Here is a 23,078-nt window from a genome sequence, read left to right on the forward strand (position 1 = left end):
GAACTGTCGGGAACAAGCGTCCGGTGTAAATCGGAAGGTCTTGGCCGAGTCAACCGCGAGCGCTGCGATCGCTTCCACAGATAGGTCTGCCGCGGCCAGCGGCAATGCCGGCTAAGCCAGGACAGGCGCGTTCATCCAGGCACCTTAAACAAAAGCGCCGCCCCAAGGCGGCGCTTGTCAGCCTGCATGTTGCGGCGGTTACTGCGCCCCGCGCGCCACGCGCTCGATCTCCTCGCGTACCAGCCTTTCGACCAGCGTCGGCAGGTTGTTGTCGAGCCAATCCTGCAGCATCGGCCGCAGCATCTCCTCGGCCATCTCGTCGAAGCTTTTCTTGCCGCGGCTGGCAAAAGCATCGGAAAGCTCGCCAAAGGCTGCTGCGACCTGCCGGCCCGTATGCTCGGAAAGGATCGCGGGCCGGGCCGGCTGCGCCTCCGGTTCGGAGGCCCGGGAGCCGCCGGCTTGCGCGGAAGCTTCCGCCGCCGACCGGACCTCTTCCTTTTCGGCCTCGACCTTCTCGATCTCGACCCGCGGCGCGGCTTCCGGCGCCCGGGCGGTCGGCTTCGCGGTGACCGTGCTGCCGCCCGCCGCGGCGATTTCCCGCCGCCAATCGGTGACGATGGTCTCCGCGGTCTGCGGCGCGTTTGCCGCGGCGGGCTTGCTGGCCGCCGGCGACACACTCGGCTGAGCAGCGCTGCGGGCCCCGAGCTCCGACAAGGTCGTCGGCGTGGATGTCGCCCTGACCGGCTCGTGGCGAGCCTCGGCACGCGCCGACGCGGGATCGGTCGCCGCAAGCTGCGCCTGGACCTCCGCCAGCGTCGGCGGCTTGCGGACGTCGGCATGCAATTCGGAACGAAAGGCATCAACCTCGACAGCCGGCGCGCCAGCCGCGGCCGGCTCCAGATCCTGGCGCAGCTCGCCGGCCTCGGCCGGTTGCTTGCGCCCGGTGTCGCTGTCTTCGATGATCCTTCGGATGGAAGCCAGTATCTCTTCCATGGAAGGTTCGCGCTGCGCGCTGCTTGCCGTCGCCATCGTCACATCCGCCGCCCTAGTGACCTGTCCAAGAACTTGACCTGTTCCAGAACCGACCGTTCAAGAACTTGACCCGCCCAAGAATTCCGTCCTGCCCGGGCCGGAATTCGAATCAATGGAAACAGCGTAACCGACCGATCGTCATCCGAGAATCCCCAATCTGGGGACACGTTGGATTTCAACAGATTAGGCGGCGCGCAGCCGAATGAGTCTCCCGGAAAGACAAACGCCGCGCGTCCATCGGACACGCGGCGCTCGCAGGAAGCATGCTGTCGGCAATCAGCGCCCGTCGGGCGTGCGCAGTCCGATCCACTTGTCCTTGACGGCGTTGTAGTGCTCTTCCGGCCGGTATTTGGCGACTGCCAGGCCAAGACGGTCGACCGACAGCCGGCCCATCGCCGACAGGATGGCATAGCTCGCCACCACCACGTCGCGCTCGGAACTGGCCTGGTTGATCTTGGCAGTAATGACCGCGTTCTGCGCGTTCAACACGTCCAGCGTCGTGCGCTGCCCGACATTGCGCTCCTCGATGACGCCGTTGAGCGCCAGTTGCGCGGCATCGATCACCTGCCTGTTGGCATCCACGCTCTGGCGCGCGGCGACATATTGCGTCCAGGCCGAGACCACGGCCTGGCGCACCTGGTCGCGGCTGACATCGACCTGGATGCGGGCCTCGCCCAGTGATTCCTTGCTCTGCCGCACCAGCGCCGAGGTCCGGCCACCCGAATAGATCGGAATGGTGAGCGAAGCGCCGATATTGGCCGATGTCGAACTACCGTTAGGACTGGTGATGGAACTGGGAACGGTGTGGGTGTAGTTGTCCGAAACGCCGGCGGAAGCCGTAAGCTGCGGCAGCAGCGCGCCTTCCGATGACTTCACCGCAAAGGCCGCGGCATCGACGAGATGCTGTGTTGCAAGAATGGCGGGATGTTCGGCGGAAGCGATAGCCAAGGCGGAATCGACACTACCCGGCAACAGCTTGCCAAGCGGCGAGGCTGCCTTGAGCTTGCCCGGCTCGTCGCCGACGATCTGGTGATACGTGGCGGCGCTCGCCAGCGCCGTCGCGCGGGCGGCGCTCAGCTGCGCCACGGCCGTCGCGCGCGAGGCATCGGCCTGGGCCACGTCGGTGCGGGTGCCCTCGCCGACCTCGAAGCGCGAGCGGGCGGCGCGCGCCTGCTCGGTCAGGAACTGCAGGTTTTGCTCGGTCAACGCCGCGACCTGGCGGTCGCGAATCACGTCCATATAGGCGCTCGCCGCATTGAACAGGATATTCTCTTCGGTGTTGCGCAGGCTTTCGACCGAGGCCTTCACCTGCGATTCGGCGGCGGCGACATTGTTCTTGGTCTGAAACCCGTCGAACAGCGTCTGGTTGATCTGCACTCCGAAGCTGCCCGTCGTTAATCTCCGGCTGGTGCCAAAGCCATGTATGTTGGTGTAGTCGATGTTAGCCGAACCGGTGACGGTCGGGCGCCAGCCCGACTTGGCGATGGCCACGCCCTCATCGGTGACGCGAACGCCAGCGCGGGCCGCGTTGAGCTGTGAATTGTACTGATAGGCTTTGGCGAGCGCGCCCGTGATGGTTTCGGCGGAGGCGGCCAGCGGCGAAAGCGCGGTGGCCGAAACAAGGATAGCTACTAAAATACTCTTGCGTAGAGGCGGCACGTTATATCCCTCATTCGTTTTGCATGGGAACCACGCCACGCCAACCTACCCTTACGGATCGGCCAGCGCCGCGTTGTTGATCGTTCCCCCGCTGACGGCCTCCCAAAAACACCCGGTTAACCAAATCAGCAACGATTGTCAGGCGCAAGCGATCATGACAGCGCCTTCGCTGCAAGGCAAAAACGCTCAGAATTCAAATGCGTGAGCACGTTCGAAGCCCGGTAGTGGCTTAATTGCCGCATTAAAGGCACGCCTTCCGGTTACAACCCCCCCTGCCTTGACAAACAGCCGGGCCACGCCAGAGTTGCCACGCCCTTCGACCGCAACCAGGCGTCCATCTTCCGCGAGCTGGTCGAGCAATGCCTGCGGCACTTCCTCGACGCTGCCGCCGATGAAGATGACGTTGTAGGGCCCTTTGGCGGCCTGCCCTTGCGGCAGCGGCCCGGTAACGACCGTGACGTTTTGGCAGCCAAGGCTGGAAAGTGTTGATTTCGCGGCCTCCGCCAGCGCTGCATCGCTCTCCAGCGCGACGACGGAACGCGCGAGCCTGGACAGCAACGCGGCGGAATAGCCGGTGCCGCAACCGACATCGAGCACCGAATCGCTCGCGTCGATCTCGGCCAGCTGCAAAAGCTTGGCGAGCGGCGACGGCTCCATCAGGTAGCGTGCGCCGCTGCCATTGGCGCCGTCGGAAATGCGGATGTCTTCGTCGATATAGGCCAGATCCTGCTGTCCGGCGCCGACAAAGGCCTCGCGCGGAACGGTCAGCATCGCTTCGATGAGCGGCGCGCTGGTCACGTCTGTGGTGCGGATCTGGCCGTCGACCATCTTCACGCGGCGTTCGGAGAAATCAGCGTTCATGTCCCAACAATCCGCTCCCCGCGCCAGGCGCGCGGCCAAAACTTCAACCGGAACCCCGCTCCGGCGCGATTGCGCTGGAGCCCGCAAGCATCTGGAGGCCTCGCCCGGAATCGAACCGGGGTGCAAGGATTTGCAGTCCTCTGCGTAACCACTCCGCCACGAGGCCTCGCAATGCTCCCGGCGTTCCGAGCGAACTCATTATGTTGGCGCTCAAAGGTCGTCAAGCGCTCGCGCATCATTCCCGGCGCTTTCGCATCGAGCGCCAAAGTGGTGATTACCAATCGGTTTCATGGGTCCGGAATCACTGCGGCGGAGGCCGCCCCGTGCTCTCAGTCGGGCCGCCGCCGGCGTTCCCACCAGACGACGAAACGCCGCCGGTGGCGTCGGATCATCGCGAATTCATAGGATAGAACCAGGAGACCGAGCGGAATCATCCAGAAACCGAGAATCGGCAGAAAGCCCAGAAGCCCGCCGAGCGTAAGCAGCATGCCGATCGCGATTCGCCAGCCGCGCGAGCGCGGCATGGTGAACTCGCGGCCGAAGATCGAAATCTTCCGCGCCGGGGCGTTGTCATCATCCGCTGCGGTCATTCAAGCCAGATCCCATCTGCTGCCTAAGCCATATCAAGACGACAACCGGCCGCCTTGTTCCGCGCCGGTGTGAAGCCCTTCATATGTGGGCGCGCCGGACGATGGCACAAATAGCCGCATCAAAAACTGGAGAAAAATTGCGAAATGCTTCTTTGCAAAGCCGAAAGGTGTTTGCTATAGGCTGCGCCACTCACGTCAGAGCCTCCGTTCCCCGGTAGCTCAGTGGTAGAGCAACCGGCTGTTAACCGGTTGGTCGCTGGTTCGAATCCGGCCCGGGGAGCCAAGTTCCACTCGGAACGCCTTGTATCTCGACGTTTTCAAAGCCCGGCCTTCAACCTCAAGGTAATGTCCGTCAAGCGCATCCACGACTGTACCGAAACCGTCTGATTGTTGTCTGTTTCCAGATGCTGGCGATGCAGAATTGAGGGCAGGCGCCCGCCAAAAAAACCCGCCGCCCCATGGCAAGCCAGCGGGTTTTAAACGGCGGCCGCATCCATGCGGAATCGACCGCCTCAACCCGTCCACCCGAGCGCATTGGGATCATTCCCTAGCGGGAGAACGGTGTGATGTGCTCATAGAGGGGAGGCTTCAGCCTCCCATCTTCTTGGCCATCGCGCAGAAGTCCGCGTGCGCCTTGTTGATGGTTGCGTCGCCGCAGTCTTTCAAAATCGCTGTACGCTCATCCGGCTTCATGGCCATCCAGGCAGTCTTGAAATCCGCCTCGGTTCTCAATGTTTTCATGCCAGCGTCGGTGAAGAACGGCGACATCTTGGCCGGGTCGTCGAGCGCAGACGTGCCGGTGCTACTACCGGCCATCGCGGCACTACCCATCATTGCGAGCGCAACTGCACTCATGCAGAGCATCTTGATTTTCATTTGAATATCCTCCGGTTAGGTCCCAATGAAATGTGACCGTGACGAAAGAACGCGCAGTCATTCGAGACGTTCCCACGCGTTGCAAACAACCAAGGCGGTTGCGCCCGAATTACAGTGACGGTGCAGCCTCACATTGCTCCAGGAGCGCTGGCTCTGATCATTAGCCACCGTAATTCCGCCAAATCTGAAGCCTGGCATCTCGATTGCCCACCAATTGAACTAACGCAGACAACGACGTTAGGCCCAACGGAATGGGCATTCAGTCCAAATTGCTGGTCTTCACGAGGCCAAATAACCTTGCGAAGGAAAGGCAGGGGCAAATGGCCTGGAAACGAGCGATTGCTGTCAAAGACTGGTCTTGCGCCATGAGTGACGAGATTGGCCGCGTGGTCTTGGCCATAAACTCGACCGAAGGTGAAACGACCTACGTTCTGATGACAACCTTCCAGGCGGCGAAAATGGCTCAGGAGCTGCGGTCGCCGAAGATGGTCCCCCGATACGACATGTAGCCAGGCCAGCGGGGTTCCTAACGCATGATTGTTGAATTCGCAGGTCCGGCTGGGTCAGGCAAAACGACATTTGCGCATGCGCTTTATGAACAGTTGCGGGCTCACGGACACCCTGCACGGATCGTTCTCACTGACCGGCGGGTTGTTCACCGATCGATGCTGGACCCCGGCGGCATTGTCACTGCGATGTGTCGAGTCGCTCGCGCGGCTGCACGCTCGATTGGCATGGCCTGTCGCCCATCCGCAAATGCCGTCGACTTCAGAATTCGCGCAAACCTGGTGCACACACTGCCTCCCAGAAACGTGATCTGGCGCATCAGGCTAAGTCAATACGTTCTCCGCCTTGCCCGCGCATGGCGCCAATCTGCCGCCAGCGAGGAAATTCTTATTTTCGACGAAGCCTTCGTTCAGGCGGTTTCGATGCTCGCCTGCTTCAGTGGAACAGCAGATGAGACGTGCCTTGCACACGCGCTGGATTTCATCCCGGAGTCGGACGTGGTGGTTAGAATCGACGCCTGCGAGCAACTTCTCATCGAGCGGCTTGACCGGAGACAGAAGAGCCACACCTTTGCCGAGCGTTTGTTCGAAACCGGATTGGACAAAAGGCTTCAGTCGGCCACCGTCGTGGCGCGCGTATGCGGCTTGCTGACGGCACGCGGCCGGTCGATCATTGACGTCGACGCCAACAATCAACGTGCACTAACGCTGGCGATCGACGAAATCGAAGAGGAAATCTTGGCGAGGTACAAACGCAGCTTGCACTCAGCAGCCTATCCGCCAATCCCGTTGGATTGAGTGGCGGCCTACAACGGACTTCCATTCACCGTCGGCGAAGACGGCTGCAGCCGCCAAACGTCTACACCCGCACGGGCAGTTCGGTCACCGTAGTTCCAGGAACAACCGTCGATTTATTGGCAAGGCGGGTCTTGGTTCCCACTGGCTGGCTAGGCATCCTCCATTCGTATGGCAAGAATCTTGGGTCGGGCTGATAGGCTCGATCTCAGCCGGAGCGTTGCGAGCCTTGCTGGTCAGGCCCGGCCTGACTGGTTCTACCCCGCCAGCCTTGCCGGGCCGCTTCGCCGAGGTGACGACCCGCTGTCGTCGCCGGCTAGGCCTCGTCCTCTTCGATCCCAATGCTGTCCCCATCGCCATGGACCTTGTTCCGGTCCCATTCGTTGGTGCTGTCGGGCGGCAGCATTTCGGATTTCGCGTTGCTTGTCCTTGCACGGCTTGGGACCTGTCAGATCGCGCGATGATTTAGGGTCGATTGAGCTTATCCCCGCGGTCGAACAGAATGCCAACGGCAGGCGGGCTCGAATGTCCTGCTGTGGGATGCAGCCGCCTGACTTGTAAGCGTTCGCCGCTGCTTGCCAGGGCCGGCGGCCCCGGTGCGAGGCTAGCAAGCCAGGTGGCTTGGGAGCGCGGCGGTTCGCCGTCGATGTCCGTCGTTGCCTTCATTCAACAGTTCCAGCAGCGCGGTACAATCGATCAGATCGTGAAACTGGGCGCTTGGGTCAAGCCGAAGGCAGGAGCCGTAAGATCGCAGGCTTCGCAGCCCCTGCATTTTTTGCAGCCTGGCCCGACGTTCCGCTTCTCCCGGCAATGGCCGAGTTGAGCTTTTGTCCTTTTCCATCGGAGACTGCATGAGCAGCCCCTCCCTGAGGTTTCGGTCGCAGCGACGATCCTATTACTCGCGCAGCGACGCTGCCATCATCCATTTGCAGGCCAATGCCTCCGGCGGGACTGAGGTGAACCCGGCATCCGGCGACAGGAACCTTTGCGGAAAACACCCGTTGACCCTGCTGCGAGAGGGGTCGACGATATCTGGGATCCGTTGCCTTGGACGCAAAAACTGCCAGAAAAGAGCGCGAAACCGCTCCCGCCGAAGAATCGCGTGCTCAGCCGCGGTCCGATCGGCAGCAACGCCCGCCGGGCGACGACAAGCGCGTCGAAGACAGACCCGTAGAAGACAAGCGCGACGACGAGCAGGCGCAAGACAGGCAGGCGAATGACGGTTCGCCCGACGGCAACAAGCCCGGTCTCATCAAACGCCACCCCTACATAGCGACGCTCATCGCGATCCTCGTCTTGTTGGTCGTCGCGGCGGTGGTGATCTGGTGGATCAACGCACGGCACTATGAATGGACCGACGACGCCTTCATCGACGCGCGAACGGTAACGGTCGGCGCGGAAATTGCCGGGCGCATCACCGACGTTGCCGTGACCGACAACCAGCCGGTCGAGGCCGGCGCCGTGCTTCTGCGCATCGACGACAGCGACTACCAGGCCTCGCTCAAGCAGGCACAAGCCGGCGTGGCGGCGGCGCAGGCCGAGATCGCCAACGTCCAGGCCCAGACCCAGGCGCAGAACGCCAAGATCGATGTCGCCGGAAAGCAGGTGGCCCAGGCGCAGGCCGCGTTCGAATTCGCCAAATCCGAGGACCAGCGCAACCGCGAGCTGCTCGCCAAGGGCACGGCGACGCAACAACAGGCACAGCAGGCCGCTTCGACCTTGCGCCAGGACCAGGCAGCGCTCGATGCCGCCAACGCCAATGCCGAGGCGGCGAAAAGCCAGGTTGCGGTTCTGCAGGCACAAGGCAAGAGCGCCGAGGCCAAGCTTCGGCAGGCTGAAGCCACCGAGGATCAGGCCAGGACCACTCTCGCCCGCACGATGATCACGGCGCCCGTGGCGGGCCATGCCACCAACATCACGGCGGCGAAAGGCACCTATGCGCAGCCCGGCCAGGTGCTGATGATGTTCGTGCCCAAGGACGTCTGGGTGAAAGCGAATTTCAAGGAGACGCAGCTCGACCTGATGCGGCCGGGCCAGCCCGTCGACATCGCCATCGACGCCTATCCGGAAAAGACCTTCCATGGCCATGTCGACAGCGTCCAGGCCGGCAGCGGCACGGCGTTCAGCCTGCTCCCGGCCGAAAACGCCACCGGCAATTTCGTCAAGGTGGTGCAGCGCGTGCCGGTCAAGATCGTCTTCGACCAACCGCCGGGCGTCTATCTCGGTCCCGGCATGTCTGTGGTGCCGACGGTCAAGGTCAGATGAGCGATGCCGCAACAGTCCAGGGCGACCAAAGCCGGTCGGCGGCCGGCGGGCGCAACCCATGGCTCATCGCGATCGTCGTCTCGATCGCCACCTTCATGCTGGTGCTCGACACCTCGATCGCCAATGTCGCGCTGCGCAACATTGCCGGCAGCCTGGCCGCCGGCATGGATGAAAGCACATGGGTGATCACCACCTATCTCGTCGCCAACTCCGTCATCATTCCGGTCAGCGGCTGGCTCGCCAGCGTCATCGGCCGCAAGCGCTATTACATGATCTGCGTGGCGACCTTCACGCTCGCATCGCTGCTGTGCGGGCTGGCCCCCAATCTGCCGACGCTGATCGCCTTCCGCATCCTGCAGGGACTCGGCGGCGGCGGCATGGCGCCGAGCGAGCAGTCGATCCTCGCCGACACTTTTCCGCCGGAGAAGCGCTCCCAGGCTTTTGCCCTCTACGGCATTGCGGTCATCGTTGCGCCAACGGTCGGCCCGACCATCGGCGGCTGGCTGACGGACAATTTCTCGTGGCATTGGATCTTCTTCATCAATGTGCCGTTCGGCATCATGTCGCTGGCGCTCGTGCAATGGCTGGTGATCGAGCCCGACATTCTCGAGCGCGAGCGCCGCGAGCGGCTGAGCAAGGGGCTGAAGGTCGACTGGATCGGCTTCATCCTGGTGGCGATGGCGCTCGGTTGCCTCGAAGTCTTTCTCGATGAGGGCCAGCGCAACGACTGGTTCGCCTCGACCTTCATCACCATCTTCGCCGTGATCTCGGCGGTGTCGTTCCTGCTGCTTGTTCCTTGGGAGTGGACGAGGCGCGATCCGATCGTCGACATCCGCCTGCTTTTCAGCCGTCAGTTCGGCATGTCGTTCCTGGTCATGATGGCGGTGGGCGCGGTGCTCTTCAGCACCACCCAGCTTTTGCCGCAGCTGCAGCAGACGACCTTCGACTACACCGCCACCCTATCCGGCCTGTCGATGATGCCGGGCGGCATCGCCATGCTGATGCTGATGCCGATTTCGGGCTTTGCCGCCGGTATCGTTCAGCCGCGCTATCTCATCATGCTGGGCATGTCGGTGGTCGCGGTCGCGCTCTGGCACACGACTTCGCTGACGCCCGATGCCAGCTTCGGTTTCTTCGCCTATGCGCGCGTCTATATGATGATCGGCCTGCCGTTCCTGTTCATCCCGATCTCGACCGCCGCCTATGTCGGCCTGCCGCCGCAGAAGACCGATCAGGCGTCCTCGCTGATCAATGTCGCGCGCAACCTCGGCGGCAGCATCGGCGTGTCGCTGTCCAACACGGTGATTGCCCAGAACGCCCAGTTCCATCAGTCGGTGCTGGTCAGCCACACTGCACAGTCGAGCGACACCTATCAGCAGACGCTTCGCCAGGTAACCGACCATTTCGTCGCCGAAGGCTCGCCGCTGGCCGAGGCCAGGCAACAGGCCGTGGGTTGGATCGGCCAGGAGATCGGCCGCCAGGCTTCGCTGCTCGCCTATGTCGATGTCTTCTTCTATTGCGCGGTAGCGACGGCGCTGCTCGTGCCGCTCGCCCTGCTGCTGCGGCCGCCGAGGCCCGGGCAGCCAAACGGCAGGACAGTCCCGCCGTGTGACAGAGCCGCTTGCAAAAGGATGCTTGTGCGTCAATGTCGGGCGATGGTGCGGCAAATTTGGAGGGGACTATGCGCAACATCACAATATCGGCACTGCTGGCGATAGCCGCCGTCTACGCGACCGCGGCCAACGCTTTGGACAGCGGCAACACGCCGGTCGTGGTGACGCCGCTGGCGGCGAAGACGACGACCGCATCGGGCCAGCCGATCACGCTGCCGCAAAAGAATGTCGAGGTTCAAGTCTCGTCATACCAGATAGCCCCCGGCGCTACCCTGCCGGTGCACAAGCACCCCTTCCCGCGCTATGCCTATGTCGAGCAAGGCACGCTCAGGGTCGCCAATGTCGAGACCGGTGCCGCCAACACCTACAAGACCGGCGACTTCATCGTCGAGATGATCGGCCAGTGGCACCAGGCCACCAATATCGGCACCGATCCGGTAAAGCTGCTGGTGATCGATCAGGTCGAGCAAGGCGCCAAGAACACGATCCTGAAACAGTAGCCGGCGAGAGGCCCGCTTCGGAGCGGGCGCCCTCCTCCCACCTTATCCCCAGGCGCCCACGGGTTGCCGCGTGGTGGCGTTCAGGCGGTTGAACGCATTGATCAGCGCGATCTGGATCACCAGGGCGGCGAGCGCCTTGTCGTCATAGTGGCGCGCCGCTTCGTCCCAGACGTCGTCCGGCACCGCATCGGAACGGTCGGCCATGCGCGTCGCGGCTTCAGCAAGCGCAAGCGCCGCGCGTTCGGCTGCGGTGAAATAAGGCGTCTCCCGCCATGCCGACACGGCGAAGATCCGCTCGTCCTTCTCGCCGGCCTTCTTCAATTCACGCGCATGCATGTCGACGCAGACGGCACAGGCATTGATCTGGCTGGCACGCAGATGAACGAGCTTGCGCGTCACATAAGGCAAGCCGCCGGCTTCGGTCGACTTGTCGAGCGCCAGCAGCGCCTGCAGCGCGCCGGGAATGAGCATCACCGGATTCTTCAATCTTGCTTCCATCGTCGGTCTCCTCGGGTTCTTGCGGCCGGCAGGGCACGCAGAAATCAATAACCTTACAGTTATGAGTTATCCATAACTTTGCAGTTATGCATTGTCAAGCGGCTTCCATGGCTGGACCGATGGTTGCGGCTTTCGCGGCGGCGCGCCCGGTGCTAGGGCTGCCCATCTCATCGAAAGCACGGATGGAAGCCGGTGGCGGACACGCAAAGACCCCCCCTGATTGAAATCTGCGTCGAAGGCATTGACGGGCTGCTCGCCGCGCAGGCCGCCGGTGCCGACCGGGTCGAGCTCTGCGCCAGCCTGATCGAAGGCGGCATCACACCGAGCATGGGTACGGTGCGCGCCGCGCTCGAAAGCGCGACCATTCCCTTCCATGTCATCGTGCGCCCGCGCGGCGGCGATTTCCTTTACAGCGAGGCCGAATACCGCTCGATGCTTGCCGATGTCGAAACGCTGCGCGAGCTGGGCGTCGCCGGCGTCGTCGTCGGCTGCCTGACCGCCGACGGCGCCATCGACGAGGCGCGCATGAGCGCACTGGTTGAGGCTGCCGGCCCGCTCAACGTCACCTGTCACCGCGCCTTCGACATGACGCGCGATCCGGCCGAGGCGCTCGAAGCCCTGATCCGCTGCAAGGTCGGCCGCGTGCTGACCAGCGGCCAACGCGACACGGCGGTCGAAGGCGTCGGGCTTCTGGCGGAACTCGTTCGCCAGGCCGGCTCGCGCATCATCATACTCGGCTGTGGCGCACTCGCCCCCGACACGATTGGCGAGGTCCGCAGGCGTACGGGACTGACCGAGATGCATTTTGCAGCACTTGCGGACGTGCCGAGCGCCATGCGCTACCGCAACCCGAATGTCGGCATGGGCGGCACCGACCTCGACCGCGAATACCGCAACACGGTGACCGATCAAGCCAAGGTGGCTGCGACGATCGCGGCCGCGAGAGCTTGATGGCGCAAGTGATGAGCAAGGAATTGTTGCCGATCGAACGCGTCTCACCCGCCGACGAGCCCGCGATCCTCGCGCTCAACAACCAGCATGCGGCGGAGCTGTCCTGGCTCGAGCCGGAACGGCTTTCCTTCCTGCTCGGCGAGGCTTTCTACACCCGCCGGATCGGCGCGCTCGAAGCCTTCATCCTATGCTTCGACCAAGACGCAAGCTACGACAGTCCGAACTTCCTCTGGTTCCGCGAGCGCTATACGCGCTTTGTCTATGTCGACCGTGTGGTGGTTGCGGCCGGGGCGCGCGGCCGTGGCCACGCCCGACGACTTTACGAGGATCTGTTCGAGCATGCCCGGCGCGCCGGCCAAGCAATCGTCACCTGCGAGGTCAACGCTGATCCGCCCAATCCGGCTTCCGACGCCTTCCACGCAGCGCTCGGCTTCGCCGAAGTCGGCGATGCGGTGATCCACGGCGGCAAGAAGTCGGTGCGCTATTGGGCGAAGCCCGTCGCCTGAAGGAGAGCCTGCGTAGTGTCTCACGCGGGCAATGGCGGCTGGCGTTTCGCAGACGCTTTGGTCGATGGACGATCTGTGCGAGAAGATGGAAGCCATTGCGCCTAAGCCAGGAAAGCGTGGTCCCTATCAGAAGCAGGAACAGCGAGTTTCATGAAAGCGGAGTATAAGGGTCATAGGATTGTGGACGCCGATAAACTCGCGTTCGATCTCTCTACATGGCGTCCGTCCGATCCAACTGATTTTTCGGTCACCATTGATTTCTACGCGGGAGAAGAGGGCAAAGAAGGGTCGGATGCTTTCACGGCCACGGTGTGTTCGCCGACATGGTTTCTTCGGTCCCACACAGAAGCGGTATTTTCTGGTGAAAGCGTGATTTTCATGCGGACGTTCGATCACCTTCAACTGGAAAAATTTCTCGTCGCTCGATGTGCTTCGGCTAAGGGCAATAGCTGGAATGAGATAGCCTTTGAGCTTTCGCGGGTCGGGCTATGGGAATTCGAATACAAGCTCTGAATTTCAAACTGAGACACTACCAGAGCCTGAGCCCGCTGGTCAGCAAAACAAGCAACAGCTAATATAGCCGCTCCGCTGTTTGGGGACGACATCATGGCGAGCAATGTCTTCCGCTTCGACGAGAGCTGGGACATCCCGGAAGGCACCCCGCAGGAAGTGTGGGACGTGCTGTCGGACGCGCAGCTTCTGCCGCTCTGGTGGGGCGATGCCTATAAGGAGGTCGAGCCGCTCGACAGGAAGGGCAAGGGCGTCGTCGGTGCGCGCGCCAAAGCGAGAGCGCGGGGCGCCCTGCCCTATGAGCTGAACTTCATCATCGAGGCGGCCGAGCTCGACTCCGGCCGGCTGGTGGTGGTGAAGACCTTCGGCGATTTCGACGGCTTGTGGCGGGCGGAGCTGTCGCCGTCCGGAGGAGGCACCCATGTCGATCTTACCTGGCAGGTCACGGTCGAGCGGCCGCTCCTCAAGCTGCTGGCGCCGATTCTGAGACCAGCCTTCGCCTGGAATCATCGCTGGACCACGCCGCGCGGCGAAGCCGGGCTTCGCCGCTATCTCGCCGCGCAGAAGGCGGCCACGCCAGGCTGAGAGCGCTCACCAATTGCGGTTGAGCCACCCGCGCGCGGGCTTTTCAACGATGTAGTAGCTCGCGAGCGCGCAGGCGAACGCGGCCGCCAGCATCGGGATTGTCGCGCTGCCACGCTCATCGACGAATTTGTAGAAAGGCTGCTGCCACAGATAAAGCGAATAGGACCAGAGCCCCAGCATCACCATCGGCCGCGACGACAACGGCCCCGTCAGGTAGCCCCCCGCCAAGTCGAGCGTGTTGACGGCGAGCGCCAGCAGCGGCACGCCGACAATATAGTGGATCGTGGTCGGCACCGGATCGAGGAACAGCAACACGCCGCCAACCGCCGCCGCAAGCGCCACATGCTGGTTTTGCAGGAAAGCCGGCAGCCGCCCGTCGGCCTTGAGCAGGCAGATCGCGGCCGATAGCAGGATCGAGGCGATATGCACGTCCGTGCGCCAGTAGGTAGTCTCGTAGCCCATGCCGAGAACCCCGTACGAAATGGCGCCGTTGGCCATCGCCAGCAGCGCCAGCACCACCAGCAGCCGCACGACATTCGCCCGACCGGTAACCACCACGCTGATCAGCGCCAAAAGGATATAGGAATGCTCCTCGACGCAGAGCGACCAGATGTGGTCGAGCGCGCCGGCGCGGGTGATCAGGACGCCGGCGTAATTGTAGGTGAAGGTCAGCACCGTCAGCGCCGCTTTCCACTTGAAGGCGATGAAGGTTCCGGTCAGGCCGATCATGGCGGCAATCACGAAGATTAGCAGCGCTGGATAGATGCGCGAGAAGCGGCGCTTGAAGAATTTCTTCAGTGGAAAGCGCTCGATGAACAGGATTTCGCCCATCAGCCGGCCGCTCAGCACGAAGAAGAACTCGACGCCGAGCACGCCGAGATTGAGCCCTGGGACCGGAAAGAAATGGCCGACCAGCACCATGGCGATCGACAGGCCTCGCCAACCGTCGAGATAGGCCAGTCTTGCCCTGGCTTCCCTGTCGGTCGCGGCCCGCGGCAAGACAACGGACGCTGCGGAGATGTCGGTCATACCGTGCCTTCGCGACTCGAGGTCCGCATGCGAGACATTGCCCGCAGCCTGGACCATCTGGTATTCCCGCCGGATTTATTTTGCAGTGCGGGATAACTTTGTGCAAGTGCGAAGCCGCAATTCGACAGGCGTTTGCGCCTAAACCATTGCCGCGGCGAAAGAAAAAGGGGCCGCGAGGCCCCTTCTTTCATGCATGGCGTCGCCGTTCAGGCGTTGGCTGCGGCCACGGCGCGCTTGGCCATCACCGCGATCAAATTGGCGCGGTAATCGGCGGAAGCATGGATATCGCTCATCAGCCCCTTTGCCGACACTTTGAGGCCGCCGAGCGCCGCGACATCGAAATTCTTCGCCAGCGCTGCCTCGATTTCCTTGGAGCGGAAGACGCCGTCCTCGCCGGCGCCTGTCACTGCCGCCCTCACCCCGTCCTTGCCCTTGGTCACGAACACGCCGACGATGGCGTAGCGCGAAGCCGGGTTGCGGAATTTCTGGTAGGCCGCCTTGGCGGGAGCGGTAAAGCTCACCGCCGTGACGATCTCGCCGTCCTTCAGCGCTGTCTCGAACAGGCCCTTGAAGAATTTGTCCGCCACGATCTCGCGCTTGTTGGTGACGATCGTCGCGCCCAGCGCCAGCAATGCCGCCGGATAGTCGGCCGCCGGATCGTTGTTGGCGATCGAGCCGCCGATCGTGCCCTTGTAACGCACCGCCGGGTCGCCGATCAGCGATGCCATATGTGCAAGCGCCGGGCAGGCCTTCCTCAGCTTCTCGTCGGTGGAGACGTCGTAATGCGTCGTCGCGGCACCTATGGTCACGGTCTTGCCGGACACCTTGACGCCCTGCAGGTCCTTCAGCCGCGAGACGTCGACGAGGTCCGACGGTGCCGCGAGCCGCGTCTTCATCGCCGGGATCAGCGTCATGCCGCCGGAGAGCAGCTTGGCGTCGCCGTTCTTCAGCAGCCTTGCGGCGTCGGCGACGGAGGAAGCGCGATGGTAGTTGACGGAATACATGTCTCTTTTCTCCCTTCGGGGAAAAAGCGAATAGGGAGTAGCGAATAGCGAGTAGGATTACTTATTCGCCGCATCGCTCTCCTCTTCCCTGTTCGCTACTCCCTATTCGCTATTCGCTTTTCAATGCTTCGCCCGAATGGCCGACCACACCGTGGCGGGCGACGCCGGCATGGCGATGTCGACGACGCCGAGCGCATCGGTGATGGCGTTGATGACCGCCGGCGGCGAACCGATGGCGCCGGCCTCGCCGCAGCCTTTGACGCCGAGCGGATTGCCCGGGCACGGTGTGTTCGAGGTCGAGACCTTGAAGGACGGCAGGTCGGCCGCACGCGGCATGGTGTAGTCCATGTAGCTTGCCGTCAGGAGTTGGCCGCTGGCGTCGTAATGCGCGCCTTCCAGCAACGCCTGGCCGACGCCCTGGGCGATGCCGCCATGCACCTGCCCTTCGACGATCATCGGATTGATGATGTTGCCGAAATCGTCGGCCGCGACGAACTGGATGATCTCCGTCATACCGGTTTCCGGATCGATCTCGACCTCGCAGATGTAGCAGCCAGCCGGGAAGGTGAAGTTGGACGGATCGTAGAAGGCCGTCTCCTTTAGCCCTGGCTCCATGCCCGCCGGCAAATTGTGGGCGGTGTAGGAGGCAAGCGCCACCTGGAACCAGGGCAGGCTCTTGTCGGTGCCCGCGACCTTGACCTCGCCATTCTCGATGACGATGTCGCCCTCGTCAGCCTCCAGCAGATGCGCGGCGATCTTCTTGGCCTTGGCCTCGACCTTGTCGAGCGCCTTGACGATGGCCGACATGCCGACGGCGCCGGAACGCGAGCCGTAAGTGCCCATGCCCATCTGCACCTTGTCGGTGTCGCCATGCACGATCGAGACGGAGTCGATCGGCACGCCGAAGCGCTGGGTGACCAGTTGCGCGAATGTCGTCTCATGGCCCTGGCCATGGCTGTGCGAGCCGGTGAGCACCTCGATCGTGCCGGCGGCATTGACGCGCACCTCCGCCGATTCCCAGAGGCCGACGCCGGCGCCGAGCGAGCCGACCGCCGATGACGGCGCCAGGCCGCAGGCCTCGATATAGCAGCTCATGCCGATGCCGCGCAGCTTGCCCTGGTTGGCGGCGTCGGCGCGACGCTTGGTGAAGCCGGCATAGTCGGCGGCTTTCATCGCCGCATCGAGCGAAGCGTTATAATCGCCGGCGTCATAGTTCATGATCACCGGCGTCTGGTGCGGGAAGGACGTGATGAAGTTGCGGCGTCGGAGTTCCGCCGGCGACACGCCAAGCTCGCGCGCCGCGGTCTCCATCGTGCGCTCGAGCACATAGGTGGCCTCCGGCCGCCCAGCTCCGCGATAGGCATCGACGGGCGCCGTGTTGGTGTAGACGGCGCGCACATTGGCGTGGATCGCCGGGATGTCGTACTGGCCCGACAGCAGCGTCGCGTAGAGATAGGTCGGCACGCAGGACGAGAACAGCGACATATAGGCGCCGAGATTGGCTATCGTATCGACCTTGAGAGCGGTGATGCGGTTGTCCTTGTCGAAGGCCATCTCCACCGTCGAGACATGGTCGCGGCCATGCGCATCCGAAAGGAAGCTTTCGGTGCGGTCGGCCACCCATTTGACCGGGACACCGGTCCTCTTCGATGCCCACAGGCAGACGATCTCTTCCGGATAGATGTAGATCTTGGAGCCGAAGCCGCCGCCGACATCGGGCGCGATCACGCGCAGCTTGTTTTCCGGCGCGACGTTGTAGAAGGCGCTCATCACCAGCCGCGCGACATGCGGGTTCTGCGACGTCGTCCAGCAGGTATAGTGGTCCTCGGCCTTGTCGTAGTGCCCTAGCGCCGCGCGCGGCTCCATCGCATTCGGCACCAGCCGGTTGTTGACGATCTTCATGCGCGTGACATGGGCCGCCGACTTGATCGCCGCGTCGGTCGCCTTGCCGTCGCCGAGCTCCCAGTCGAAGATCAGGTTGTTCTCTGCCTCGGCATGGATCTGCGGCGCGCCGGGTTGGATCGCCTTCGTGGCATCGACCACGGCCTTCAGTTCCTTATAGGTGATCTCGACCGCTTCGGCCGCGTCGCGCGCCTGGCCTTTGGTCTCAGCGACGACGACCACCACGGCGTCGCCGACATAGCGCACCTTGTCGACAGCGAGCGGCGACCACGCGCCCATCTTCATCGGCGTTCCGTCCTTGGAGTGGATCATCCAGCCGCAGATCAGATTGCCGATGCCGTCGGCCTTGAGCTCCTTGCCCGTCAGGACGCCGACGACGCCCGGCATGGCCTGCGCCTTCTTCACGTCGATTTTCTTGATCTGCGCATGCGCGTGCGGGCTGCGCACGAACACGGCATGCTTCATGCCGGGGACCACCATGTCGTCGACATAGCGGCCGCCGCCGGTGATGAACCTCTTGTCTTCCTTGCGCGCCACGCGGGCGCCGACGCCTTCGATACCCATTGCGGAAATTCCTCCGGAATTTAGGGGAGTAGTGAGTAGCGAATAGTGAGTAGGAAAAGATTGCAGTAGGGGTCGGTCACCGAGACGCCGACCATTCGCTACTCACTATTCGCTACCCACCTACTCACTCATCTCACGCTGCCTGCTTCGCCTTGCCCTTGGCGCCCTTCGCCATCGTCTCCGATGCGGCGAGGATCGCCTTCACGATGTTGTGGTAGCCCGTGCAGCGGCAGATATTGCCGTCGAGCTCGGCGCGCACAATCGCTTCGTCGAGGCCTTGCGGGTGGCGCGCGATCATATCGGTCGCGGCCATGATCATGCCCGGCGTGCAGAAGCCGCATTGCAGCCCGTGATGCTCCTTGAACGCGGCCTGAACCGGATGCAGCTCGGCACCGTCGGCCAGCCCTTCGATGGTGACGATGCTCGAGCCCGAAGCCTGAACGGCGAGCATGGTGCAGGACTTCACCGCCCGGCCGTCGACATGCACGACGCAGGCGCCGCATTGCGAGGTATCGCAGCCGACATGCGTTCCGGTGAGGCCGAGATGTTCTCGTAGGAAATGCACCAGCAACGTTCGGTCTTCGGTACTACCGCTGACCCGTTTCCCATTCACAGTCAACGACACGTCCGACATGCAGCCTCCCTGGGTATTGACCTTGGTCCTCGCCTTGCCGATGCCGTGCCTGTGCTTCGGCAGCGCGCTATTTGCGTACCGTACAACGGGCAAAACAGTGCTGCCAGCGCTGCGCCCCTTGTACTTTCGGTCATGGCCGACAAGCTGTTGAGCGTGCCACCCGGCCCATTGCCAAATCAGGGATTGAGGGCAAAGATGCCCTCGACGCGAAGCGTGCCTGACACGCATAAGAAAAGACACGCATAATCAGCGTTGGAGGAAATTGCGGAGAAGGCGGCTGGCCAGTTCTAGCACACGCTATGCATCGGGCCTTTCGGCGCTCACCACGGATGAGCCCGACCCGAATGTTTTTGCTCGGGCCATCGCGGCCGAAGCCGCGATCGTCGACGCCGGCTTCGCGCTTTTGTTCTTCTCCCAGAGCCTGGTCGACGCGGCGGCGCTCGCGCAGGCGTTGAAGGTACACGCACCGTCGCTTGCCTATGCCGGCTGCTCGACCGCCGGCGAGATCACGCCGCAGGGGCTGGAGGAAGGACATGTCCTTGCCCTGCTTCTGCCGTCGGCATCGTTTTCGACCGTCGCCACCATGGTCGAGAACCTCTCCTCGTCGGGCATGGACCGGATCACCGGCGAGGTCGCCTCGCTGCGGCGCCTGCTGCGCGGGCGCGTCGGCCAGGATCGGGCCAAGAACATTTTCGCGCTCTGCTTCATCGACGGACTGTCCTATGCGGAGGAAGCGGTAACCTCGGCCATCCACTGGGGGCTGGACGACATTCCGCTGATCGGCGGCTCGGCCGGCGACGACCTGAAATTCGAGACGACCAGGCTGATCGCCAACGGCACGGTCGCGTCCGACAGCGCCATCGTCGTGCTGATCGCGACCGAGATCCCCTTCCACGTCTTCAAGACCGACAATTTCATTCCGACCGACGAGAAGCTGGTGGTGACGGCGTCCGACCCGGACCATCGTGTCGTGCGCGAGTTCAATGCCACCAACGCGGCGGAAGAATATGCCGCCTCCGTCGGCATCGTGCCGCAGACGCTGACGCCGCTGAGCTTTGCCTCGCACCCCGTGGTGGTGAAGGTCGGCGGCGAATATTATTGCCGCTCGATCCAGCGCATGCACCCTGACGGCTCGCTGTCCTTCTTCTGCGCCATCGACGACGGCGTGGTGCTTTCCATCGCCCAGCCCAAGAACATGGTGGAAGCGACGCGCACCGCTCTCCAGGACGTCGAGCACCGGCTTGGCGGCATCGACATGATCCTCGGTTTCGACTGCGTGCTGCGCCGGCTCGACGCGCGCAACCGCCAGGTTTTTCGCGACATCTCCGAGCTCTACCGGACCAACAAGGTCATCGGCTTCGGCACCTATGGCGAGCAGTATCGCTCGATGCACCTCAACCAGACCTTTACCGGCATCGCCTTCGGCGAGCGCCAGGCGGCCGAGTGAGCGCCGATGCCGCTTCGCGACATCGACGACCTCGAAAGGCTGAAGAAGATCAACGTCGCGCTGGTCAGCCGCGTCGAGCGCTCGATGGACCAGCAGGGCAACGCCTTCTCGCTGTTCCAGACCGCGATCTCGCTGGAAAACCGGGTGCGCAACCGCACCGAGGAACTGCACGCGACGCTGCGCCGGCTCGAGCAGTCGAACATCGACCTCAGCGCGGCGAAGGAGAGCGCCGAGCTGGCGAACCTCTCCAAGACCAGGTTTCTCGCCGCCGCCAGCCACGATGTGCTGCAGCCGCTGAATGCCGCGCATCTGTCGGTCTCGGCGCTGGCAGAGGTCCAGGCCAGCGATGAAGGCAGGAAGCTGGTGCGCCAGGTCGAGCGCTCGCTGGAGACGATGGAAGACCTGCTGCGCACGCTGCTCGACATCTCCAAGCTCGACGCCGGCGTGGTGCAGCCCGAGATCGGCGACGTCAGCCTGGAGGCGCTGTTTTCCTCGCTGCGCTCGGATTTCCTTCCCGAGGCGGCAAAGAAAGGCCTGTCGCTTAAATTCCGGCCCGTCAATGTCGCGGTGCGTTCCGACCGCACGCTGCTCAGGCGTATCCTGCAGAACATCCTCTCCAACGCGCTGCGCTACACCCGCTCTGGCGGTGTGCTGGTCGGCACAAGGCATCGCGGCGACACCATCCGCATCGACGTCGCCGACACTGGCTGCGGCATCCCCGAGGACCAGCGCGAGGCGGTGTTCGAGGAATTCCACCGCGGCACCTCCACGCTTGCCGACGCCGGGCTCGCCGGCGGGCTTGGGCTCGGCCTCGCGATCGTGCGCCGCATGGCGGCCGCCCTCGGCCATCCGGTGACCTTTTCCTCCAAGGTTGGGCGCGGCACCATCTTCCATATCGATGTGCCTGTCGGCATGGCCGCGGCTGAACCGGCGGTGGCCGCCGCCGACATGGAGCGGCCGCGCGGCTACGGCCTGTTCGGCACCAAGGTGCTGTTGGTCGAGAACGACGCCGACGTGCTCTCGGCAATGACCTCTCTGCTCGAGCGCTGGCAATGCCTGGTGCGCGCCGCCACATCGACCGATGATGCGCTCGACCTGCTCGGCGACACCGCCTGGGTGCCCGACATCGTCATCGCCGACCAGCATCTCGACGGCGGCGACCTCGGCACGTCAACGATAGCCGAAGTGCGCGACTATCTCGGCCGGACCGTGCCAGCGCTGATCGTCACCGCCGACGGCTCCGAGCCCGTCGCCAAAGCCGCCCGCGCCGCCGGCATAGAGCTGATGCGCAAGCCGCTGAAGCCGGCGCAATTGCGTGCGCTGCTGGCGCATTTGCTGGCTTAAAGACGGGCTCAACCCAGCCGAAGCCACCGTCTGAAAGAAATGCCAATCAGAATGACCAACGAAACCAAATGAGGATACAATTCTATGGCATCACCTTGGACCTTCCCGACGAATGGGAAGATATAACTGACGATCTTCCCAACAAGGGGCCACCTACCTTGGCCAAAACATCAGGTGTCGGCGCGCTTCAATTTACTATTGCCAGATACAGTGGCGGCGAGAAACCAAACGCAGATTTCGACGTTCTTAGATCGTTTATGATTCAATTTTGTCAAAATAACCACATAGCTGCCGATCATATTTCTACGCAGAAATTCGGCAACATAATGTGCGCCGGAGTACTATCAACGACAATTGATAAAATATTATCGGTATGGTACTTATCGAATGGAAATGACTTTGCGTTAGCGACATACTTGGCTTTAGAAAGCGACCTTGTAAGCAAAGAATTAGAGGAAGCGAGAGCAATAATCTCATCTATATCTTTTTAGCGTCATGATAGAGATCAGGATTGCGCAGGGATTACGGCGACAGTTCACTTTTCAGCCAGCGTTCAAAACCCCGCCTGATCCCGAAACAGTTCCGCATTGTCGAGCTTCGACACCTCGATCACCGCCTGCGTGCGGCTGTAGACGTTGAGCTTGCGCAAAATCTCCGAGACATGCGCCTTCACCGTGGTCTCGCCCACCTGCAACTCGTAGGCGATCTGCTTGTTGAGCATGCCTTGGCGCAGCATCTGCAGGACCCTCAGCTGCTGCGGCGTCAGCCTGGCCAGGCGCTGCACCATGTCGGCGCGGTCGGTGCTGTCGGGGTCCGGCGGCTGGCCCTCGTAATTTTCCGGCACGTAGACGGCGCCATCCATCACCGAGCGGATAGCGGCGGCGAGATCGCTCTTCCGGGCCGATTTCGGGATGAAGCCGGCGGCGCCGTAGGACAGCGCCTCGGAGATGATCTTCGGCTCCTCATAGCCCGACACGATCACCACCGGCAGGCGCGGATAGCGCGTCCTCAGTTGCAACAGCCCCTCGAAGCCATGCACGTCGGGCATGCTCAAATCGAGCAGCGCGAGGTCGAACGGCTTGGCGTCGGCAAGAAGCTCGATCGCTTCCCCGATCGAACGAGCCTCGACCGTATCGACGTCCGGATAGGCCATCTGCACGGCGCTGTGCAGAGCCTCGCGAAACAGCGGGTGGTCGTCGATGATCAGGAAGCGGGCGCGATCGTTGACGGCGGTCATTGCTCAGGATCAGGCATCGGTTCGATTTCGGCTGGCACAGGATAGTCTCGTGACCATGGCCAGATTATTGGCAAATAGTATATCGCCCAATGGTATACGGCATTGTTGGTGAAGCGACAGGGCCAACATGTTCGCGGCCATAGAGCCTTGCTCGCCCGTCGAAATCGGCT

23 protein-coding genes and 2 tRNA genes are annotated in these 23,078 nt (G+C 62.8%); 13 read left to right on the top strand and 12 right to left on the bottom strand.

Annotation, left to right across the window (positions count from 1 at the left end; translation table 11 throughout):
• Positions 1-198: 198 nt before the first annotated feature.
• The 5 genes from LB523_RS11520 to LB523_RS11540 all read right to left on the bottom strand — a co-directional run bounded on the left by LB523_RS11520 (position 199) and on the right by LB523_RS11540 (position 4,142).
• Positions 199-1,029, bottom strand: coding sequence for a PopZ family protein (locus LB523_RS11520; protein ID WP_224602779.1), 831 nt, complete (start codon positions 1,027-1,029; stop codon positions 199-201).
• A 279-nt stretch (positions 1,030-1,308) separates the two neighbouring features.
• Complete coding sequence (locus tag LB523_RS11525) at positions 1,309-2,691, bottom strand: TolC family outer membrane protein (RefSeq protein ID WP_095765004.1); 1,383 nt, start codon at positions 2,689-2,691, stop codon at positions 1,309-1,311.
• Positions 2,692-2,877: 186 nt separating this feature from the next.
• Positions 2,878-3,552: a protein-L-isoaspartate O-methyltransferase family protein gene (locus LB523_RS11530; RefSeq protein WP_224602781.1), complete on the bottom strand. Its 675-nt coding sequence runs from the start codon at positions 3,550-3,552 to the stop codon at positions 2,878-2,880.
• Positions 3,553-3,644: 92 nt separating this feature from the next.
• Positions 3,645-3,718: transfer RNA gene (locus tag LB523_RS11535), tRNA-Cys, on the bottom strand.
• A gap of 163 nt (positions 3,719-3,881) precedes the next feature.
• Positions 3,882-4,142 (bottom strand): hypothetical protein, encoded by a 261-nt coding sequence (locus LB523_RS11540; RefSeq protein ID WP_095765002.1) that lies wholly within the window; start codon positions 4,140-4,142, stop codon positions 3,882-3,884.
• A gap of 208 nt (positions 4,143-4,350) precedes the next feature.
• Between LB523_RS11540 and LB523_RS11545 the strand changes: the two genes are divergently transcribed.
• Positions 4,351-4,425, top strand: a tRNA-Asn gene (locus LB523_RS11545).
• A 305-nt stretch (positions 4,426-4,730) separates the two neighbouring features.
• Here LB523_RS11545 and LB523_RS11550 read toward each other — a convergent pair.
• The gene (locus LB523_RS11550) at positions 4,731-5,018 is read right to left on the bottom strand and encodes a hypothetical protein (RefSeq protein ID WP_095765001.1); all 288 of its coding nucleotides are present in this window, start codon (positions 5,016-5,018) and stop codon (positions 4,731-4,733) included.
• Positions 5,019-5,269: 251 nt separating this feature from the next.
• On the opposite strand from LB523_RS11550, the gene LB523_RS11555 reads away from it, so the two are divergent.
• The 5 genes from LB523_RS11555 to LB523_RS11575 all read left to right on the top strand — a co-directional run bounded on the left by LB523_RS11555 (position 5,270) and on the right by LB523_RS11575 (position 10,697).
• The gene (locus LB523_RS11555; protein ID WP_176476901.1) at positions 5,270-5,527 is read left to right on the top strand and encodes a hypothetical protein; all 258 of its coding nucleotides are present in this window, start codon (positions 5,270-5,272) and stop codon (positions 5,525-5,527) included.
• Between the two features lie 24 nt (positions 5,528-5,551).
• The gene (locus LB523_RS11560) at positions 5,552-6,322 is read left to right on the top strand and encodes a hypothetical protein (RefSeq protein ID WP_140840505.1); all 771 of its coding nucleotides are present in this window, start codon (positions 5,552-5,554) and stop codon (positions 6,320-6,322) included.
• 1,044 nt (positions 6,323-7,366) lie between these two features.
• Positions 7,367-8,584, top strand: a complete 1,218-nt coding sequence (locus LB523_RS11565; RefSeq protein WP_224602783.1) for an HlyD family secretion protein — start codon at positions 7,367-7,369, stop codon at positions 8,582-8,584.
• Positions 8,581-10,302, top strand: coding sequence for a DHA2 family efflux MFS transporter permease subunit (locus tag LB523_RS11570; RefSeq protein ID WP_224602785.1), 1,722 nt, complete (start codon positions 8,581-8,583; stop codon positions 10,300-10,302). Before LB523_RS11565 ends, LB523_RS11570 begins: the two co-directional genes overlap by 4 nt.
• Positions 10,266-10,697 carry a cupin domain-containing protein gene (locus LB523_RS11575; RefSeq protein WP_140840507.1) on the top strand — a complete coding sequence of 144 codons (432 nt, stop codon included), beginning with the start codon at positions 10,266-10,268 and terminating at the stop codon, positions 10,695-10,697. Before LB523_RS11570 ends, LB523_RS11575 begins: the two co-directional genes overlap by 37 nt.
• A gap of 42 nt (positions 10,698-10,739) precedes the next feature.
• On the opposite strand, the gene LB523_RS11580 is transcribed toward LB523_RS11575, so the two are convergent.
• On the bottom strand, positions 10,740-11,195 hold the full coding sequence (locus LB523_RS11580) for a carboxymuconolactone decarboxylase family protein (RefSeq protein WP_095764997.1): 456 nt from the start codon (positions 11,193-11,195) through the stop codon (positions 10,740-10,742).
• Between the two features lie 192 nt (positions 11,196-11,387).
• Here LB523_RS11580 and LB523_RS11585 point away from each other — a divergent pair, with 192 nt between their 5' ends.
• The 4 genes from LB523_RS11585 (at position 11,388) to LB523_RS11600 (ending at position 13,747) form a co-directional block, all read left to right on the top strand.
• The gene (locus LB523_RS11585) at positions 11,388-12,146 is read left to right on the top strand and encodes a copper homeostasis protein CutC (protein ID WP_224602787.1); all 759 of its coding nucleotides are present in this window, start codon (positions 11,388-11,390) and stop codon (positions 12,144-12,146) included.
• A complete protein-coding gene (locus LB523_RS11590; protein WP_224522633.1) occupies positions 12,146-12,652 on the top strand; it encodes a GNAT family N-acetyltransferase in 507 nt (168 codons plus the stop codon). Before LB523_RS11585 ends, LB523_RS11590 begins: the two co-directional genes overlap by 1 nt.
• A gap of 150 nt (positions 12,653-12,802) precedes the next feature.
• Complete coding sequence (locus tag LB523_RS11595) at positions 12,803-13,165, top strand: Imm8 family immunity protein (RefSeq protein ID WP_140840510.1); 363 nt, start codon at positions 12,803-12,805, stop codon at positions 13,163-13,165.
• 93 nt (positions 13,166-13,258) lie between these two features.
• Positions 13,259-13,747, top strand: a complete 489-nt coding sequence (locus LB523_RS11600) for an SRPBCC family protein (RefSeq protein ID WP_140840512.1) — start codon at positions 13,259-13,261, stop codon at positions 13,745-13,747.
• A gap of 6 nt (positions 13,748-13,753) precedes the next feature.
• Here LB523_RS11600 and LB523_RS11605 read toward each other — a convergent pair whose 3' ends face one another.
• The 4 genes from LB523_RS11605 to LB523_RS11620 form a co-directional block, all read right to left on the bottom strand.
• Positions 13,754-14,776, bottom strand: coding sequence for an acyltransferase family protein (locus LB523_RS11605; RefSeq protein ID WP_224602789.1), 1,023 nt, complete (start codon positions 14,774-14,776; stop codon positions 13,754-13,756).
• A 206-nt stretch (positions 14,777-14,982) separates the two neighbouring features.
• Positions 14,983-15,780 (bottom strand): FAD binding domain-containing protein, encoded by a 798-nt coding sequence (locus LB523_RS11610; RefSeq protein WP_224602791.1) that lies wholly within the window; start codon positions 15,778-15,780, stop codon positions 14,983-14,985.
• Between the two features lie 120 nt (positions 15,781-15,900).
• Positions 15,901-18,246 (bottom strand): xanthine dehydrogenase family protein molybdopterin-binding subunit, encoded by a 2,346-nt coding sequence (locus LB523_RS11615; RefSeq protein WP_224602793.1) that lies wholly within the window; start codon positions 18,244-18,246, stop codon positions 15,901-15,903.
• Between the two features lie 133 nt (positions 18,247-18,379).
• Complete coding sequence (locus LB523_RS11620; RefSeq protein ID WP_224602795.1) at positions 18,380-18,880, bottom strand: (2Fe-2S)-binding protein; 501 nt, start codon at positions 18,878-18,880, stop codon at positions 18,380-18,382.
• Between the two features lie 262 nt (positions 18,881-19,142).
• Here LB523_RS11620 and LB523_RS11625 point away from each other — a divergent pair, with 262 nt between their 5' ends.
• The 3 genes from LB523_RS11625 (at position 19,143) to LB523_RS11635 (ending at position 22,162) form a co-directional block, all read left to right on the top strand.
• The gene (locus LB523_RS11625; RefSeq protein WP_224602796.1) at positions 19,143-20,327 is read left to right on the top strand and encodes an FIST signal transduction protein; all 1,185 of its coding nucleotides are present in this window, start codon (positions 19,143-19,145) and stop codon (positions 20,325-20,327) included.
• A 6-nt stretch (positions 20,328-20,333) separates the two neighbouring features.
• On the top strand, positions 20,334-21,671 hold the full coding sequence (locus LB523_RS11630; RefSeq protein WP_224602798.1) for a hybrid sensor histidine kinase/response regulator: 1,338 nt from the start codon (positions 20,334-20,336) through the stop codon (positions 21,669-21,671).
• Between the two features lie 68 nt (positions 21,672-21,739).
• Positions 21,740-22,162, top strand: a complete 423-nt coding sequence (locus LB523_RS11635; RefSeq protein WP_224602799.1) for a hypothetical protein — start codon at positions 21,740-21,742, stop codon at positions 22,160-22,162.
• A 62-nt stretch (positions 22,163-22,224) separates the two neighbouring features.
• Here the strand turns inward: LB523_RS11635 and LB523_RS11640 are convergent, their stop codons facing one another.
• The gene (locus tag LB523_RS11640) at positions 22,225-22,908 is read right to left on the bottom strand and encodes a response regulator (protein WP_140846130.1); all 684 of its coding nucleotides are present in this window, start codon (positions 22,906-22,908) and stop codon (positions 22,225-22,227) included.
• Positions 22,909-23,078 lie beyond the last annotated feature (170 nt).

The sequence above is a fragment of the Mesorhizobium sp. ESP-6-4 genome (assembly GCF_020164735.1).
Taxonomy (GTDB): domain Bacteria; phylum Pseudomonadota; class Alphaproteobacteria; order Rhizobiales; family Rhizobiaceae; genus Mesorhizobium.